Source organism: Segatella copri, from assembly GCF_026015295.1.
In the GTDB taxonomy this organism is placed as follows: Bacteria; Bacteroidota; Bacteroidia; order Bacteroidales; family Bacteroidaceae; genus Prevotella; species Prevotella copri_C.
This window is the reverse complement of the sequence record NZ_JAPDUW010000001.1, coordinates 2,671,887-2,688,427: the sequence shown is the minus strand read 5'-3', so window position 1 is coordinate 2,688,427 and position 16,541 is coordinate 2,671,887. Positions and strand designations below refer to the sequence as shown.

Sequence of the window (16,541 nt, the reverse complement as noted above, 5' to 3'; positions counted from 1 at the left end):
TGCCGGATATTCGTTTTTATCTTGTCAGATACTGGAATATCAGCGTGCTGTTATAGAAGAACAGGAAGATGGTGATGATGGCGAGTCCACCACGAAGATAAGGCAGATATTTCTCCTTACAGTTTCTGATGATATATCCGATACAGATCGGAATGATGAACGCCCAATGGGCAGCCATGATATAAACCTCGTTCAGTCCGAATCCCATGACCAGATGAATGAAGGCATCGCATGCCACCCATGAGGCAGTGAGCCAGAGAAAGGCCGATCTTCTTCCCATCCAAAAGCCCATACACAGCAGAATCACGATGATACCCTCTATGATATAAGGAACGGGTGTCTGGTATTTCACGAATATCGGGCGGTGGCTGTGGATATCTTCCAGCAGATGTTCTCTGTGCAGGATAAGCGATTCGCCAAAAACGTTTTCTACCAATGATTCTGAACGGGAGATAGACATATCTGCCCATGAAAGCATGCCTCGTTTCTGGATATTCTTGCCAGCAATGGCCTTATCGTGTTTTTGCTTCTGTTCCATCTTTGCCCTAAAAGTACTGTCTTTAGCAGCTTTCTGAGCCACGAGCCGTTCTCCTTCCAGGCGGTTCGGAATAATGAATGCCTTGTTCTGGTAGATGCCTGCAGCACCTATCAGGAGGGTAGGCAAGATGATGCCCAATGCCAGATATTTCGGACGGAAGAGTTTTTTGCCATTGGTAAAGAGGGCGGCAAGGAAGGTCTTGGCGCCATTGCTCAGCGTGATGCCTGCCGTGAAGAAAAAGAGCAGGGCTGTTTGCCACCAAGGCATGCTGCGGTGTTCCTGCTGCTGTTTGCCTGCCAGATAAAGTGTCATCGACAGGAAGAAAAGCGACATGCCGAAATGGTCATCTACAAAGGTGACGAGCAGCACGTAGGCAAAGGAAAAAAGCATCGCTGTGAGCACATTGCTGTCTATAGCCTTCAGCTGCATCACCTCTCTGAAGATTCTTCTGAAGAAGAGGATGGAGTAGGTGGAGAAGAATGTCATCATCACCGCCACGATGGTAGTTGCCCAGTTGCGGGAGGTGAGTTCTATCAGCCAGCCGTTCGGTAGCGAGAAAGGATAGAGGAAGAAAGGGAGCATGGGATGGCGATACTCCGTGTAATACACCTTCCACTTCGAGAGGGTAAGGTAGGTGTAGGGGTCGAAACCTGAAATCTGAAAGTTCTTGGTGAAGAGCGTCCAGAATCCTGCTTTCGGTTTGCCGAAATCATCAAAATGATAGGTTATCATCAGCACATTAAAGGCGATGATAACGATGAGTGTAATCAAGGCAAAGAGCCTTTCTTCTTTTTTAATTCTAAATATATTGTTCATTCTCTGATTATTTTTTTTGCTGGGCTGATGCATGCCGCATCTCCTTCTTAGCGCTGCAAAAGTAATTGTTTTTTCTGAATATTCAAAAAGAAAGGCTCTATTTTGTGTCTTTTTTCTGATAAAAACGGAGTTTTATTTTGTATTCTCTTTTATTTGGTGTATCTTTGTCGCAATGATTATGAAAAAGTCATCAGGACGGACAGTTGGATAATAAAGATAAATAATGACAATGAAACATGCTTTTTTGATAATGGCTCATGGCAGTTTACCGCTTCTCAGGGTATTGCTGTCGATGCTCGATGATGAGCGCAATGATATATTTCTGCATATCGACCGGAAATCGGATATGCTGGATGGTGCTGAACCGCTGGTTCTTTCCAAGGCACGCCTCTTTTTATTGGAACAGAGGGTGGATGTGCGTTGGGGAAATCTGAGCCAGATTAAGGCGGAGTATGTGCTTTTCGAGGAGGCTTTGAAGCATGGACCTTATGCCTACTACCATCTGCTGAGTGGTCAGGATTTACCTATCAAATCGCAGGATTACATCCATCAGTTCTTTGAGGAGCATCAGGGTAAGGAGTTTGTGGGCATCAATCATGGTGAGGAATTTGAATGGGATTGCCGCCGGAAGATGATGCGTTATTGGCTATTTACCAGTCTTACCCGCTCGAAGTATGGGGTTTTGAATGCCATTACCAGGCGACTGAATAAATATCTTTCGATGCTGCTCATGCCGTTCCTGCATCGCCAGAAGATGGATTTTGCCAAGGGTGCCAACTGGGTGAGCATCACGCAGGCATGTGTGGAGTATGTGGTGAGCCAGAAGCCGTTTGTATTGAAAAGATTCAATTATACCTTCTGCCCTGATGAGTTCTTCCTGCAGACCCTGGTATGGAATCATCCCGATTTCCGGGCAGCCCTGTATTCTGAAAAAGATGAATATGAGGGCTGCATGCGACTCATTGACTGGAAACGGGGCAATCCATACGTCTGGACTTTGGCAGACAAAGAGGAGCTGGAACAAAGCAACCGCCTCTTTGCCCGTAAGTTTGATATGGAGCATGAGGATATCATCCGCTGGATCAAGGCAGCTTTTGGCTAGCAACTTGTTGTGGTTCAAGGCTTCTTATCCTAGCATGTAGCCTGCCAGCAGATATCCGTTGCTTATCCACAGATAGAGGGTGATGGCGAGCATCAATCCTCTGAAGCCCCATTTCAGGCTCTTTCCTTTTGCCTTGAGCGCCAGGAAGGCGATGGCGATAGGAAGGGCATACATATAGTGGGCAGTCATGATATATACCTCGTTGATACCGAAGCCCAAACCGATATGGAGGGCAGCATCCATCAGGAAGAATGTCAGGGTGAGCCAGAGGAACTTTGATTTTCTTCCGGCAAGGATGCCAAGTAAGAAAAGCACAACGATGAATGCCTCTACCACATAATTGACCGCAGACTGGTATTTCACGATAACCGGACGGTTGCGCAATACATCGCCCAGAAGGTTCTGCTGGTGCAGCATGATGCTTTCACCGAAGAAATTCTCGACCAGAGTTTGCGAGCGGGAGGTCGTCTTGTCGGTCCAGTTCATGAATTCGCCCTTGGCGATAGGCTTGCCCGTGTTCTTGTTCCATATCTGTTTATGGTCACGAACATATTTGGCATGCGCTTTATCCTTGATGATTTTCTTGACGGCAGCTTCTACCTTTGCCGAGTCTTTCACGCCAGTGCTGTCGCGGTATTGCTGGTAAATCTTGGCTGTGGCTTCCTTGTTTTTCTTCATCTTAGCCTCGTGTCTTGCCATTTCCTTAGGCCATACGAAGGTGCGGTATTCCCATCTGGCGAAAGCCCACATGAGTGCGGCAGGAAGGATGACTCCTATCAGGAAGTATTTGATACTGAAGAACTTTCTGCCATTGGTGAAAAGGGCGGCAAGATAGGTCTTCAGACCATTGTTGAGCGATACGCCCGCTGTAAATACAAAGAGCAGGATAGTCTGCCAGATGGTAAGCTGTCTGCCTTTCTTCATGCATACGCCTGTGATATACAGGGTACAGAGGAGTATGATCATCGACATGATGAAATGGTCGGGTACCATCGCTGAAACCATCACATAGGCGAAAGAAAAATAGAAGGCAGAGAGCAGATTTGCATCAAAGCGCTCTGTACCAATCACTTCTCTGAATATACGGTAAAGGAAAATGAAGGAATAGAAGGCGCAGAACACCAGGATAGCTCCCACGACAAACTGAACGCAGTTGATGCCGGTAAGCATCATCAATCCTTGATTTATCTGATTCGGGATATACATGAAGAACGCCAGCAGCGGGTGGCGGTATACGTTATATTCTGTGTCCCAGTGAGATACGATGCTATAGGTAAGCGGGTCGAAACCTGCCACATGGAAGGTCTTGACAAAGAGTTTGTGATAATTATCTGTAATCTGCGAGAACTGGCTGTGGTATTTGATGACAGTCAGGGCATTGAGGGCACATGCTATGATGAGTGCGACGAGTGCTGAAACTCTTTCTTCTTTCTTGATTTTAAAAATATCGAATATCTTTTTCATATCTTTCTTTTATCGTGTTTTGGGAATCCCCTTATTTCTTCAGGAAGAACCTTACCAGGAGGAAGTTTACCGGGATGCAGATGCAGAGGGTAGGTATCATAGCCAGCTGTTTGGCTAGACCCAAGCCTACAAAGAGGTTGAGGCAGAGGGTCTGCATCGAGTAGTTGACGATGTGGGAGAGGGTGAATCCTGCTCCGCGCTTGGCATTCGCCTTTACCTTGAAGGTATAGCGGGTGCTGGCGATGAAATTGAAGATGAAACTTACGATGTAGGCGATGGTATTGGCTGTGGTAGCCAGACTGTGGTCGCCCATGTTGGGGATGAAATGGGTCAGCGCCGGCATCATAGCCAGGTAGATGACGTATTGCAGCACCGTAGCCAGTCCGCCTACGATTCCGAATCTGATGACTTCGCCCAGCTTCTCTCGCTTGGCATCATCCATATTATTTATCTTGTTCTTGATATTCATGTTGCAAAAGTACTTCAAAATCTCCAAATTACCAAATATATCCTGGTATTATTTATCTCAGCATCTTTCCTTTTCCGAAGAGATAAGCCAGATGGGTCTTCTCCATCATCTTGGCGATGCCGATGCTTCCGGCTATAGCGATGAATATGGTAACGAGGGCGAAACAGATTTCGCTCCTGTCCCAACTAAAGAGGGGATGATAAAACTTGGCTGCCATCGTAAAGATGGGGTGGAAGAGATAGATAGGAAGCGTGTTGCGGCCTATATATAATAAGGTGTCTTCTGTCTTTCGGACGCAGGCATTATCCTGTAGGCGTTTGATGAGGCTGTGTATCCACATCAGGGATGAAATGCAGCACCAGCAGGAGAAGACGATGGCGAGCGTGCCCCAGTCGTACCATTCTTCCAAGCCCAGCAAGTTAATCCAGAGCAGCAGGGCAACCGGTGAAGGACGGAAAATTCTGTCAAAGCCGATATGGCATTGTCTGAGTACCGCTCCGATGAAATAATAGGTGGCGGCACTGGGCGAAAGAGCGGGTGTCTTGGACAGGAGCAGAAGTAGGGTGGCGAAGATAAAGAGGCTTGTGGTGGTGCTCATCGTCGTTTTTCCCTGTCTGAGGGTTCCCCAGGTTGCTCCCTTGAAACTGACGTAATAGAGAATGCCGCAGATAATCATGGTCTGAATGAACCAATAGGGACCGATGGAAGTAACGAATATCTTCTCACAAATCTGAGAGAGTGACAGTTCCGTGATGCCATCTCTCACCGGCATGAAATAGGAGAGGACAGAGAAACCGGTTACCATGATGACGTAAGGCAAAGCGAGACACATCAGGTATCTTCCCATCTCCTTTGGGTTTTTCTCAATATTCACGAGATAGCCAGTAATGATGAGGAAGGTAGGCATCATGAACGAGAGAATGCCTGCCTTGAGATGGGGGTATGCGTTGCCAACACTCACGATATGAATCAATATCATGAGAATAATGAGTATGGCTCTTATCCAGTCGATGTCTGTATTCCTTTGTTTCATAATGAATATATTCAAAATCTTTACTTGTTGATGTTACAATTGGGGGCAAATATACATAAAATATTCTTTTCCTCAAAATCTTTTTGCCTAAAATTCCCCCAGATTCTCAAAATCTTGCCTGTGTAAGTCTTAAAGAACTGTACGGCACGGGCTGAAAGTTCAAAAGCTCTTAGCCCAGGGGGATAATAGCAATCTACAAGGCATTCTATAGCCAAATCGAAGGAGAATTGCTCGATTTGGCTATAGTATAACCTATTCTTTAGCCAAATCGAGTTAAAATTTATCGATTTGGCTATAGAATCCTTGTTTTTCTCGGATAATTATCTTATATTTGCACCATCATTAAAGTTAGATTTAAAAGGTATGGAGCAAATTATCGGCCGAAAGAAAGAAATCGAGCTGTTGACAGAATATTATCATTCTGGCAAAGCTGAGTTTGTGGCTGTATATGGCAGGCGTCGTATCGGCAAGACTTATCTTGTGAGAAATCTCTTCCGTGATAAGTTTGCCTTTGATATGTCTGGGTCTATAGAGGCACCAGCAGAGGCGCAACTCTCTAATTTCGGGTTTGCGCTGAGGGAATATGGAGATTCCAAACAGCCTATTCCTACGAATTGGACAGAGGCTTTTGAGGCATTGAAACAGTTGTTAAAGGCAAAAATGAAAGGAGAACGACTCGTTGTTTTTATCGATGAACTACCATGCTTGGATACGCCGAAATCTGGTTTCCAACAGGCTTTTGAGCACTTTTGGAACGGATGGGCAGCTTACCAAAGTGAAATCATGCTTATCGTTTGTGGCAGTGCCACGTCGTGGATGATTGCCAATCTGATAGATAGTCATGGTGGGCTTCATAATAGGATAACGCACGAGATGTATCTTGCTCCTTTTACTCTTCGTGAGACGGAACTGATGCTGCAAGCTTATGGATTCTCATGGACTCGCATTTCTATCCTTCAGATATATAGCATCCTTGGTGGGGTGCCTTATTATCTCAGTTTGTTGGATAAAAAGCAAGGTGTGGAAGGGAATGTCGACAGATTGTTTTTCTCATCCCACGCTGAACTGAAGCGAGAATATGGAAGACTATATTCGTCCTTGTTTAGAAATTCTGAGTCCTATATGCGTGTCATAGAGGTACTTGCCTCATGCAGACAAGGTATGACCCGAAAGGAAATCATGGAGAAATTGAAGTTGAAATCGGGTGGAACTTTGACAAAGGTTCTTAGTGAATTGATAAATTGCGATTTTGTAAGAGGGTATAATACCAGGGATAAGAAGATAAAGCAGAAAGATCAAATCTTTCAGCTCACCGACCTCTATACATTATTTTATATGACGTTTTGCCATCCTGGTACGACGGACACGGAATATTGGACTCACTTGATGGGAAAACCTCGTCAAAATACTTGGTATGGCTTGGCTTTTGAGCGAGTTTGCATGTTGCATATTCCTCAAATCAAGCATTTCTTGGGGATAGACCAAATCCATACCGAGTATTATTCTTGGCGAAGTAAGGTTTCAAAGCCAGCTGCGCAAATCGACTTACTGATAGAACGTGCCGATAATCTCGTGAATCTATGTGAAATCAAGTATTCGCAGATGCCTTACACGATCACTAAGGAGGAGGATATGCGCATTCGTAATCGTATGGCTGATTTCGTGGCAGAAACAGGGATAAAAAGTGGCATTATCCCAACGATGATTACTACTTTTGGCGTGCGCCTTACACAGTATGCAGCCTTGGCTCAAGTACAAATTACAATGGACGACCTGTTCACTTGATTTTGGGCTAATAACCACGTTTTATCTAAAAGGCTTGTAATGACCTTTATCGGCATAGGCGAGCATCTCCTTGTCGCCTCGGCTGTCGCCAAATGCCTCTATCTCATATTGGGAGCGGTCGAAAGATAATGAGGGGGTACCGTAGGCATTGGCGGCAGTGGTGGTCAGTGCCTCGCAGATGCGATGCACCTTTTCCTCGCCATAGCAGTTGTTGCTCTTGAACTTGCCGGTAAGTCTGCCGTCAATCACTTCTATCTGGGTGCCTAAAACCTTGACTCCATCCAGGCCGCGAACTTTAAAGAACGGGCGGACCCAATTGTCGATGCTGGCACTCACGATGAAAACCTGAGCACCTGCAACCAGGGCTTCGTGTACCAGCGTAACACCTTTGGGGCGCAACAGATGTTGGTATTCTTCGGCAAAATCGCGGCAGAGCGCATCAAACTTCTCGATACGCATGCCGGCAAAAAGATGGGCAAAGATGAGTTGCTTCGCCTTCCAGTTGGGAAAGAGATGCAGCTTCATCAGTACCAGGAGCGGACTGTACATCAGGAAAACCATCAGAAACCGACCGGTACCCTTGGCATATCTGATGAATTCCAGCAGGGTATCGCTTGTTGTCAGCGTTCCGTCGAAATCGAAACAATATAATTTTTTCTTCATTTTCTTATACGATATAAATAAGGATCAGGAAGGAGAGCAACCAGGCGAGCACGATAAACTGGGTGATGCGGTCGCGCAGGATAATCTTCGTAGGGTCACCACTCTTCTGGTCTACCACGGCTATCTGGATGTATCTCAGCAAACCGACCAGCACAAAGACACTCGTAAGATAGAGATTCTCGGTATGGAAATTCTCGATAACCTCCGGACTCACCGTATACATGATGTAACATACCAGGGTTACGGAAGCCGTAATCGTGATAGCTTGGTTGATGAAAGTGAGGTTGTAGCGGATGGTATTCTTGCGGGGAGCCTCGCCCGTCTTCTCCATGCGCAGCACATCATCGCGGCGCTTGGCAAAACTCATGAAGAGGGTGATGAGGAAGGTCATCAGCACAATCCACTTACTGAGTACGATGCCCGTAGCTACACCACCTGCCAGCAGACGGAGTACGAAACCGAAAGCCACGATACACACATCGATGATGGCATATTGCTTGAATTTGGCGCAGTAGCCGAGATTCAGAAGCCAATAGAAGATGATGATTCCCATCGTCTCCCATGATCCGAGCAGGCTGCATATACCCATAGAGAGGGCAAACATCAGGAACATCAGTCCGTATGCCTGTTTGATGCTGACCGCTCCCGATGCTATCGGACGATGGCACTTGACAGGGTGGCGGCGGTCGGCCTCCACATCATAGATATCGTTGAAACAATAGATGCTCGATGCGGCAAAACTGTAGGCGAAGAAAGTAATCAGACCCGCCAGTAGGGCATCTATATGCAACAGGGCGCCGCCAAAGAACAGCGGTAAGAAGATAAAGCCATTCTTGATCCATTGCTTCGGGCGAACCAGTCGCAGCAGCGCTGCAAACCCTTTACTGTCTTCCAATTTATTCTCGTTCATAAAACTCCTATTTTTCTTAATAAATAAACTCCTTTTTACTTGATAAACTTAGCTAACTCTTTAGAAATCCATCCGGCTATCTTGCTCAGAATCCATGCTGCAGGCAGGGTGATGCCTATGCAGATGAAGAAGGTAGGCCAATAGCCCAAGTGATGCGGTTCTAGGTATTTCAGCACGAAGTGGATATGGAGCAGATAACACTCCAGACTCAGCGCTCCCACAAACATGAACCCCTTGTTAAACCAGCTCGGGGTGCGGCGGAAGATGCGGTTCAGCAGCAGGATGCTGGTGATGGTAAGCGGGATATAGAGCATGCGTTCGAGGAAGAGCGGAAACATGCCGTGCTTCTCCTGTTCCAGGAAGATGCTCGCCAGCAGCGTCATTAGGAACATGAGCCATATCATCCATATCGAAGCGCCGTCGAGCGTCTGTTTCTGTCTTACCATCTCACCCATGTTGATGCCGATGAAGAAGATAGGCACGCGGCTCCAGAAAATCTCCAGGTGTCCTACAGCCTGATGTATCGGGGTAACATATTGTACCAGGATGCACCACATGATCATCACCACCGGCAGCCAGCGGTAGATAGGATGGCGCTTGATGAGTTCCATGTAGGCAGGGGCAAAGAGATAGAGCATCATCGTAGCCGGGATGTACCAGAAGTTGAGTTCATCATGCAGCCAGAACCCCCAGTTGATGGTTATCTCTCCAAAGAGATAGATCCAGTTCCAGGTGCTTCCGCCCTGGAAAGAAGGGATATAGAAGAGGCAGGCTATGATGAGCCAGGTAGGGTAGATGCGCAGATAACGACGGATGAAGAAATGCTTGGCAGAAGGATTCTTCATCCACGAGAACCAGAGACCTATTCCGCTGAGAAAGAGGAACATGTCTACACCGACATTGCCCATTCTGCGAAGCCCGAAAAAGGCATCTTCTCTAGGCAATGCCACATGAAAGAGGATGATGAACAGCATGGCTGCTCCCATCAACTCGCCGCGAAACCGGCTGATATTCGCCAGTTCTATATCTTTTATCTTCATGATTTTCTTTTAATATTTCGGGTTTGGAATCTTCTTCATCAGTTGGGTGAAGAGCCATGCCAGGCAGATGCTCGATATGATGTAGAGGAGCAGGCCAGCATAGATGTCGCCCTGACGGCTGATAGGGATGAATATCTTGCGGGTGATAGGGTGGCATACGAAGAGGGCGGCGGAGATGCTGCCCATCCACTCTAATACCTTATAAATACCTGATAGCCAGCTGATGTTCTGGAGCAGGTCGGCTACCAATACGCTCAGCAGACAGAAGAAGAAAGGCACGAAGGTCCAGCCAACCATGCTGCCGCTCAAACTGTAAATCAGCGAGATGCAGAAGATGCAGCCAAAGAAATTGGTGATAGGCGAATGGAAGGTCATCAGAATCTTTTCGCCATAGCGGGCATAGAGAATGCCCAGTCCGAATGGCAACATGCCGCCCATAAAGTTGTAGCGGTAGCGGTTCATCACTTCACTCTCTGGATTGTCAAAACCCAGGATGAGCTGGATGACGATGCAGATGGCCATCAATCCTACGGTCCATCCCCAATGGCGGCGATAGAGCAGCAGACGATAGACGATGTAAAGTTGCAGCATCAGACCGAAGAACCAGTACGGACCCGGCCAGATGATGTTATCCGGATTTGGCAATACATTATTGAACATGCCCAGCATCGCAACGATGTCGAGCGCTGCATAGTGGTGAGAGCCAGGCGTGATAAGGTCGAGCATCGTGAATGCCACGAAACCTACTATCATCATCTTGAAGAGCTTCAGATAGTGATAGCGGATAAAGTGGAGCGGTTCGCGCCAGTTGATGCTTCCTGTAAGTTTCTTGCCCGAGATGTTGTACATTCTGGTCTGCTGTTCGGTAGAGAGATGAGGTTTAGCCTCGTATTTCATCACCAGTCCGTAAGCACTCAGGAAGAGGAATACGGGCACACCGTAATGGCCGAAGAACGAGAGCAGGTGCACAGGCAGGTTGAGGTCCATGCTGACCATTACCTGGTTCAGCCAGTCAACATTGTGCTGGAAGTATTGATACTCGTTCTCCTTGACAATAGGTCCCAGCCAATGGCAGTAGTTATGCAAGAAGATGCCGATGATGGCGAGTCCTCTCAGGGCATTGCATGCCGGGCGTGATAGAATAGCACTATTCATAATCAGTTTCTCCTTTCTTTCTTTTTTACCTTTTTACTTTCTTCCTTTTTTATCTTTTCCAGATGCGCATCACGAAGTTTGTCGTAATCGGCAGAGTTTTTGAGGATACGTGGTCGCATCTCGTCATATTTCGAACTCAGAATGTTATATTCCTCCTTATAGGTAGGTGTCTCAATGCCAGCCAGATACAGCAGGAGATGAGGCAGAGCATCGGTCATGAAGCGCTTGTCCTTAGCCTTGCGTATCTGACGGTAAATGTCGCGGTGGTTCCTGATATATTTTGGCGAACAGTAAATCCAGAACGGAATTTCAAACTCGTAGTGCGCCAGCGGCCAGTCGATTTCTGCAGAGTGGTTACGGCAGATGAAGCCACGGTTCTCTTCGTAGCATTCCTCGCCATGGTCGGGCACGTAGATGACGATGGCATCCTGCTTCTGGAAACGCTTTACAATCTGGGCTACGATAGAGTCGTTGTAGAGGGTAGCGTTATCGTAATGACTCAGCATCTTGCGCTGGGCATTGGTCAGTTCAGGGCGCTTGTCTTCATAACTGCTTGCCCAGAACCGGGCTTGCTTTGTGCGGTAGCGCTGCTTATAGTTTACATGCTGGCCCATCAGGTGGAAGATGGTGAGGTTGTGCTCCTTCTGGAAGTTCTTCAGACTGTCATCATAATCCTTCAGCAGTCCGTCGTCCAGATCGTGGAGCTGGGTGTTACGATGGTCAAACTGGAGTTTGCTCAGTTCCGGGTTGTTCAGGAAGAAACCGCCGCTGAAGTCGTAAACCGCCTCCTTTGCCTGTGGCAGGAATTCGTTGGTGATGAAGGTTACGTTGTAGCCTGCCTTTCGGAACACTTCAGGGAAGAGCGGATAGTCGCACCATTCGCCTTTCTCGCCTACCACATGGGTAGAGAGCATGTTCTTGAAAACGAAACTGGTCAGGTTCCAGCAGGTTACCACATCGCTAAACTTGGTGAGCTTGCGCGATTTCTCCAAGGCTACCTGCTGTGGAGTGGTATCCATAAAATAGCCGTACTGCTGGGAATGATGGCGGCCGAAGCTTTCGCCGATAATCAGCACGATGTTTGGCGAGCGGTAGCTGCAGCTGTCAACCTTCACATCGTGGGCAGCATGAATGAGTTGGGTAATCTGATGTGCTGCCAGCTGATTGGCATAGATACTGAATTGGAGTCGGTAGATTGGCAGATAGAGTACAGCATGATCCTTTTCTGTCAGGATATGCTCTACTTCGCCTATCGTTCTACCATTCATGAGTTTATGGTAAGCCATCTTGTTGTGCCAGGAGGTGCAGCATCCTATGATGAAGATGATGAGGCATAGGATTCCGAAGCTGGCAGGCATGGCTGCAGTCATGCGGGGGATAGCCATCAGCCGTTTCTTGACAGAAGCCAACTCCAGAACGGTAATGATGAAAACGTATAGCTTGATGAGTTGCTTGCGGAAGATGGCGATGAGAATCTGGATGAGAGCGAGAAGCAGGATCCAGCCCACACTACTGAAGAGAACCTCGGCAGAGATGAGGGCTGAGAGGAAACTGCTAGCCTCCGAACTGTTGGTCTCGCCCACCAGCATCAGCATAGAAGGGTTGAGCGTAGAGCCGAAATTCACGTAGCAATAGGTGTCGGCGGCAGCTGTACTATATAATATAAGGTATAGTACGGCACGCAGACCCCAGCGCACCTTCTTGGGGAAGATGGCGACAACGGCACACACCACATAGAGGTCGACAAAGAGTTCCAGGAACAGGTTGTCGTATAAAGTCCCCTTGGCAGGTGTAGTCACGATAGAACTGATCATGCCCAGCAGGTACATGAACACAAAGAAGTTGGCATTTCTGCGAATCGGCGCAGAAGCCACGTTCAGACACTTCTTAATGATTTCTTTCCAACTCATTTTTTGCTGTTTGTTGTTTAAATATGATTTTAAGCGTTTTCGGAGAGAGGGATGCTTAGAGCTGCCTGTAGTTTCTGACAGCCAGTTGTTCGATGCATTCCGGCACCATTCCCCTGATGCTTTCCTCCTCTTTGATACGCTTTCTGATTTCCGTGCTGCTGATGTTGAGCAGTGGAGTTTCTACGATGGTAACGCCTTCAGGCACATTGCCTATGCTGGCTCCCTGGCGCGGATAAACCACGATGGGATAGTGGGCTAGGATGTCGTCGTGGTGGTACCACTTGTCGAAAGCAGCCCAGTTGTCGCCACCAATCAGCAGGGTGAACTCGTTTTCCGGGTAATCCTTGCTGATGGCTTGCAGCGTGTGCCAGGTATAAGATGGCTTAGGCAGGCGGAACTCGTAGTCGCATGCCTTCAGTTGTGGCTCGTGCTCCAGCGCTTTTTCTACCATTTCCAGGCGCAGCTGGTCGTCGAGCAAGTCGGTAGCGGTCTTCTTGAATGGGTTCATGGGCGAAACCATGAACCACACCTCGTCCAGGCAGGCCTTCTCGCAAAGGCTTTTCGCCAATGCGATATGGCCCGTATGGATGGGGTTGAAGCTACCGCCAAAGATTCCTACCTTCTTCATTTCTTACTCTGCGTCTAGGAAGGTCTTGACGAGCTGATAAACCTCCTGCTGAGCCTTTTCCAGGTCATCGTTTACGACCACGTGGTCAAACTGAGGGGCGAAGGTCAGCTCATAGCTTGCCTTGGCAAGGCGCTGCTCAATCACCTCAGGCGCATCAGTATTGCGGCCAACCAGACGGCGGCGCAATTCCTCTACCGAAGGTGGCTGGACAAAGATGCTCAAGGCACGTTCGCCATAAAACTTCTTGATGTTTACACCACCCTTCACGTCAACATCGAAAATCACCGACTCGCCCTTGGCAAGCTGGTTTTCTACCTGTGACTTCAGGGTGCCGTAGAATCTGTCCTGGTAAACCTCCTCGTACTCCAGGAACTCGTCAGCCTCAATCTTAGCCTTGAATTTCTCTGGAGAGAGGAAGAAATACTCAACACCATTCTGTTCTGTACCGCGCGGAGCACGAGAGGTGCAGCTGATAGAGAAAGCCAGCTTCAATTCCGGGTGCTCTTTCATCAGCCAGTTTACGATGGTGCTCTTACCGCTGCCCGATGGGGCGCTGAAAATTAACAATCCGTTCTTCATTTTTTATTCTTCTTTTCTTTATTTGCTGTTTGATAGGGGGCTTTTTGGACAGGCGATGGAATCGCCTGGAACGGGGCGAGGCTTTCAAAAACGCCACTTGAGGGAGCTTTTGAGGCGGCTCTTGGGGAGAGAGGAGGTGCCTGTCTCTTGTTTAGAGGGCATTCAGCACCTGCTCCTTGATCTGCTCCAGTTCGTCCTTCATCTTCACCACGATGTTCTGCATCTCAGCCTGGTTGCTCTTAGAGCCGGTGGTGTTGATTTCGCGTCCCATTTCCTGTGCGATGAAACCGAGTTTCTTTCCTACACCATGACCTTCCTCATTCATGGTCTCGCGGAAATACTTCAGGTGGTTGGCAAGGCGCTGCTTCTCCTCACTGATGTCGAGCTTCTCGATGTAGTAGATGAGTTCCTGCTCCAGGCGGTTCTTGTCGTAATCCACATTCGGAATCTGCTGCAGACCGTTAACGATGTTCTGTCTGATCTTCTCCACGCGAGCCTTCTCGTATGGTTCGATACTAGCCAGGAGAGTCTGGATGTTATCCACCTTCTCAGTAAATTTCTTCTGGAGAGCGGCTCCTTCCTGCTTGCGGAAGGCAACGAGATGGTTCACAGCCTCGCAAATTGCATTTTTTGCCACTTCCCACTCCTCATCGCTCAATTCTTCCACATCCGTCTTCGTTGTTACATCCGGAAGACGCAACAGAGTGCTGTACCAGTCGGTTGGCTCAGGAATGCCTGTTTCAGCCGAAATCTTCTTGATTTGCTGGTAATAATTCTGTACAAGCGCCGCGTTGATAGGAGTGGCATCTGTAGTAGCATCCTTATCAATCCAGATGGCGAAGTCAACCTTGCCTCTTTCTAGATTTTTAGAGATATACTGACGGATTTCCATCTCCTTCTCTCTATAGAGCGGAGCAATACGAGTAGAGAGGTCAAGAGTCTTGCTATTTAATGACTTTATCTCTACATTAATCTTCTTTGTTTTAAAGGCCGCGGTAGCTTTTCCGAAGCCTGTCATTGACTGTATCATATAATCTTTCGCGTTAAATTTCTGCAAAAGTACAAAAAAAAGCGAGAAAATGAGTATATTTGCACCTTATTTAAGAATATATTTTTTAATTATGTCGTGTATTTTGAATATTGAGACGAGTACGGACGTGTGCTCAGTGGCAATTAGTGATAGTGGACAGGTGATTTTCAACCAGGAAGATCACACAGGTCCGAACCATGCTGTTAAGTTGGGTGTGTTTGTGGATGAGGCTCTTGATTTCCTCGATTCTCATGGTCTTCCGCTGGAGGCTGTGGCGGTAAGTTGTGGTCCGGGTTCCTATACCGGATTGCGTATCGGTGTGAGTATGGCGAAGGGCATCTGTTATGGTCGCGGTGTGAAACTCATCGCTGTTCCAACACTCGAACTGATGGCAGTGCCTGTATTGCTTGGCGAACATCCTGAGGAGGAAGACGCCCTCATCGTACCTATGCTCGACGCCCGTCGCATGGAGGTATATGCCGAAGTGCTCGACCGCGCCCTGAAGGTGGTTCGCCCTATTCAGGCTGATATTGTGGATGCTGATACCTACAAGGAATATCTGGACCAGCATCATGTGTACTTCTTCGGAAATGGCGCTGCCAAGTGTATGGAGACCATCAACCATCCGAATGCTCACCTCGTAGAGGGCATTGAGCCTTTGGCTAAGAATATGGCTCCGCTGGCAGAGAAGCGTTTTGTAGAGGGCAAGTTCGAAGATGTGGCATATTTCGTGCCTTTCTATCTTAAGGATTTCGTGGCTAAGATGCCAAAGAAACTGCTCTAGAATTATTGATTATATAAAATATTGTAAGAATGAATATAGAAGGATTAGACTATAATACCCAGAGAGCTAAGCTCATTCTGCCTGAGTATGGCCGTGAGATTCAGCAGATGGTAGACCATTGTCTGACGCTTACCGACCGTGAAGAGCGCCAGCGCTGTGCAGAGACCATTATTGCAGTCATGGACCGTATGTTCCCTGAGAACAGAGGGGTAGAGGACCATGAGCAGAAACTCTGGGACCAGCTTGCCATCATGAGCAATTTCCAGCTCGACATCGATTTCCCTTATGATGTATCGGATGCTGTGAAGATAGCGACCAAGCCGGAGCCTTTGCCATATCCTATGCAGCACATCCCGGTGCGCCATTATGGAGCTATGCTCTTCGAGATTTTCGAAAAGCTGAAGACGATGGAACCAAGTGAGGAGCGCGATAAACTCGTGGAGCTTACTGCCAACCAGATGCATCGCGACCTGGTAACTTGGAGTCATGGCTCCAGTGATGTAGCCAAGGTAGCTTCCGATCTGGCACGTTTTACCGATGGCAATATCCAGCTCGATCTCGATACCTTCGTTTTCGAGAAGATTGAGGCGCAGCCTAAGAATGTAAATAATAATAAGAAGAAAAAGTAATCCACA

Annotated in this window: 16 protein-coding genes; 4 read left to right on the top strand and 12 right to left on the bottom strand. The window is 47.6% G+C overall.

Annotated features, from left to right (window positions below):
- Positions 1–16: 16 nt before the first annotated feature.
- The gene (locus ONT18_RS11385) at positions 17–1,354 is read right to left on the bottom strand and encodes a DUF6080 domain-containing protein (protein WP_264905667.1); all 1,338 of its coding nucleotides are present in this window, start codon (positions 1,352–1,354) and stop codon (positions 17–19) included.
- 229 nt (positions 1,355–1,583) lie between these two features.
- On the opposite strand from ONT18_RS11385, the gene ONT18_RS11380 reads away from it, so the two are divergent.
- Complete coding sequence (locus ONT18_RS11380; protein ID WP_264905665.1) at positions 1,584–2,456, top strand: beta-1,6-N-acetylglucosaminyltransferase; 873 nt, start codon at positions 1,584–1,586, stop codon at positions 2,454–2,456.
- Positions 2,457–2,480: 24 nt separating this feature from the next.
- On the opposite strand, the gene ONT18_RS11375 is transcribed toward ONT18_RS11380, so the two are convergent.
- Genes ONT18_RS11375 through ONT18_RS11365 form a run of 3 tightly spaced genes read right to left on the bottom strand, consistent with a single transcriptional unit; the run spans position 2,481 to position 5,422 of the window.
- Positions 2,481–3,920, bottom strand: a complete 1,440-nt coding sequence (locus ONT18_RS11375) for a DUF6080 domain-containing protein (RefSeq protein ID WP_264905663.1) — start codon at positions 3,918–3,920, stop codon at positions 2,481–2,483.
- Positions 3,921–3,951: 31 nt separating this feature from the next.
- Positions 3,952–4,389 (bottom strand): GtrA family protein, encoded by a 438-nt coding sequence (locus ONT18_RS11370; RefSeq protein WP_153080216.1) that lies wholly within the window; start codon positions 4,387–4,389, stop codon positions 3,952–3,954.
- Positions 4,390–4,441: 52 nt separating this feature from the next.
- The gene (locus ONT18_RS11365; protein ID WP_264905661.1) at positions 4,442–5,422 is read right to left on the bottom strand and encodes an acyltransferase family protein; all 981 of its coding nucleotides are present in this window, start codon (positions 5,420–5,422) and stop codon (positions 4,442–4,444) included.
- Between the two features lie 363 nt (positions 5,423–5,785).
- Between ONT18_RS11365 and ONT18_RS11360 the strand changes: the two genes are divergently transcribed.
- Positions 5,786–7,207, top strand: coding sequence for an ATP-binding protein (locus tag ONT18_RS11360; protein ID WP_264905659.1), 1,422 nt, complete (start codon positions 5,786–5,788; stop codon positions 7,205–7,207).
- Positions 7,208–7,228: 21 nt separating this feature from the next.
- Here the strand turns inward: ONT18_RS11360 and ONT18_RS11355 are convergent, their stop codons facing one another.
- The 8 genes from ONT18_RS11355 to ONT18_RS11320 form a co-directional block, all read right to left on the bottom strand.
- Positions 7,229–7,870: an HAD family hydrolase gene (locus ONT18_RS11355; RefSeq protein ID WP_264905657.1), complete on the bottom strand. Its 642-nt coding sequence runs from the start codon at positions 7,868–7,870 to the stop codon at positions 7,229–7,231.
- Positions 7,871–7,874: 4 nt separating this feature from the next.
- Positions 7,875–8,780: a decaprenyl-phosphate phosphoribosyltransferase gene (locus ONT18_RS11350; RefSeq protein WP_264905655.1), complete on the bottom strand. Its 906-nt coding sequence runs from the start codon at positions 8,778–8,780 to the stop codon at positions 7,875–7,877.
- Between the two features lie 35 nt (positions 8,781–8,815).
- A complete protein-coding gene (locus ONT18_RS11345; RefSeq protein WP_119237660.1) occupies positions 8,816–9,820 on the bottom strand; it encodes an acyltransferase family protein in 1,005 nt (334 codons plus the stop codon).
- A gap of 9 nt (positions 9,821–9,829) precedes the next feature.
- Complete coding sequence (locus ONT18_RS11340; protein WP_217326224.1) at positions 9,830–10,975, bottom strand: acyltransferase family protein; 1,146 nt, start codon at positions 10,973–10,975, stop codon at positions 9,830–9,832.
- 2 nt (positions 10,976–10,977) lie between these two features.
- Positions 10,978–12,885: a phosphoethanolamine transferase gene (locus ONT18_RS11335; RefSeq protein ID WP_264905650.1), complete on the bottom strand. Its 1,908-nt coding sequence runs from the start codon at positions 12,883–12,885 to the stop codon at positions 10,978–10,980.
- 55 nt (positions 12,886–12,940) lie between these two features.
- Positions 12,941–13,513, bottom strand: a complete 573-nt coding sequence (nadD, locus tag ONT18_RS11330) for a nicotinate (nicotinamide) nucleotide adenylyltransferase (RefSeq protein WP_117728062.1) — start codon at positions 13,511–13,513, stop codon at positions 12,941–12,943.
- Between the two features lie 3 nt (positions 13,514–13,516).
- On the bottom strand, positions 13,517–14,092 hold the full coding sequence (gene gmk, locus ONT18_RS11325) for a guanylate kinase (RefSeq protein WP_264905648.1): 576 nt from the start codon (positions 14,090–14,092) through the stop codon (positions 13,517–13,519).
- 151 nt (positions 14,093–14,243) lie between these two features.
- Complete coding sequence (locus ONT18_RS11320; RefSeq protein ID WP_022120347.1) at positions 14,244–15,122, bottom strand: YicC/YloC family endoribonuclease; 879 nt, start codon at positions 15,120–15,122, stop codon at positions 14,244–14,246.
- Between the two features lie 91 nt (positions 15,123–15,213).
- Between ONT18_RS11320 and tsaB the strand changes: the two genes are divergently transcribed.
- Positions 15,214–15,906, top strand: coding sequence for a tRNA (adenosine(37)-N6)-threonylcarbamoyltransferase complex dimerization subunit type 1 TsaB (gene tsaB / locus ONT18_RS11315; protein WP_040553267.1), 693 nt, complete (start codon positions 15,214–15,216; stop codon positions 15,904–15,906).
- 29 nt (positions 15,907–15,935) lie between these two features.
- Complete coding sequence (locus tag ONT18_RS11310; RefSeq protein WP_006847970.1) at positions 15,936–16,535, top strand: DUF4290 domain-containing protein; 600 nt, start codon at positions 15,936–15,938, stop codon at positions 16,533–16,535.
- Positions 16,536–16,541 lie beyond the last annotated feature (6 nt).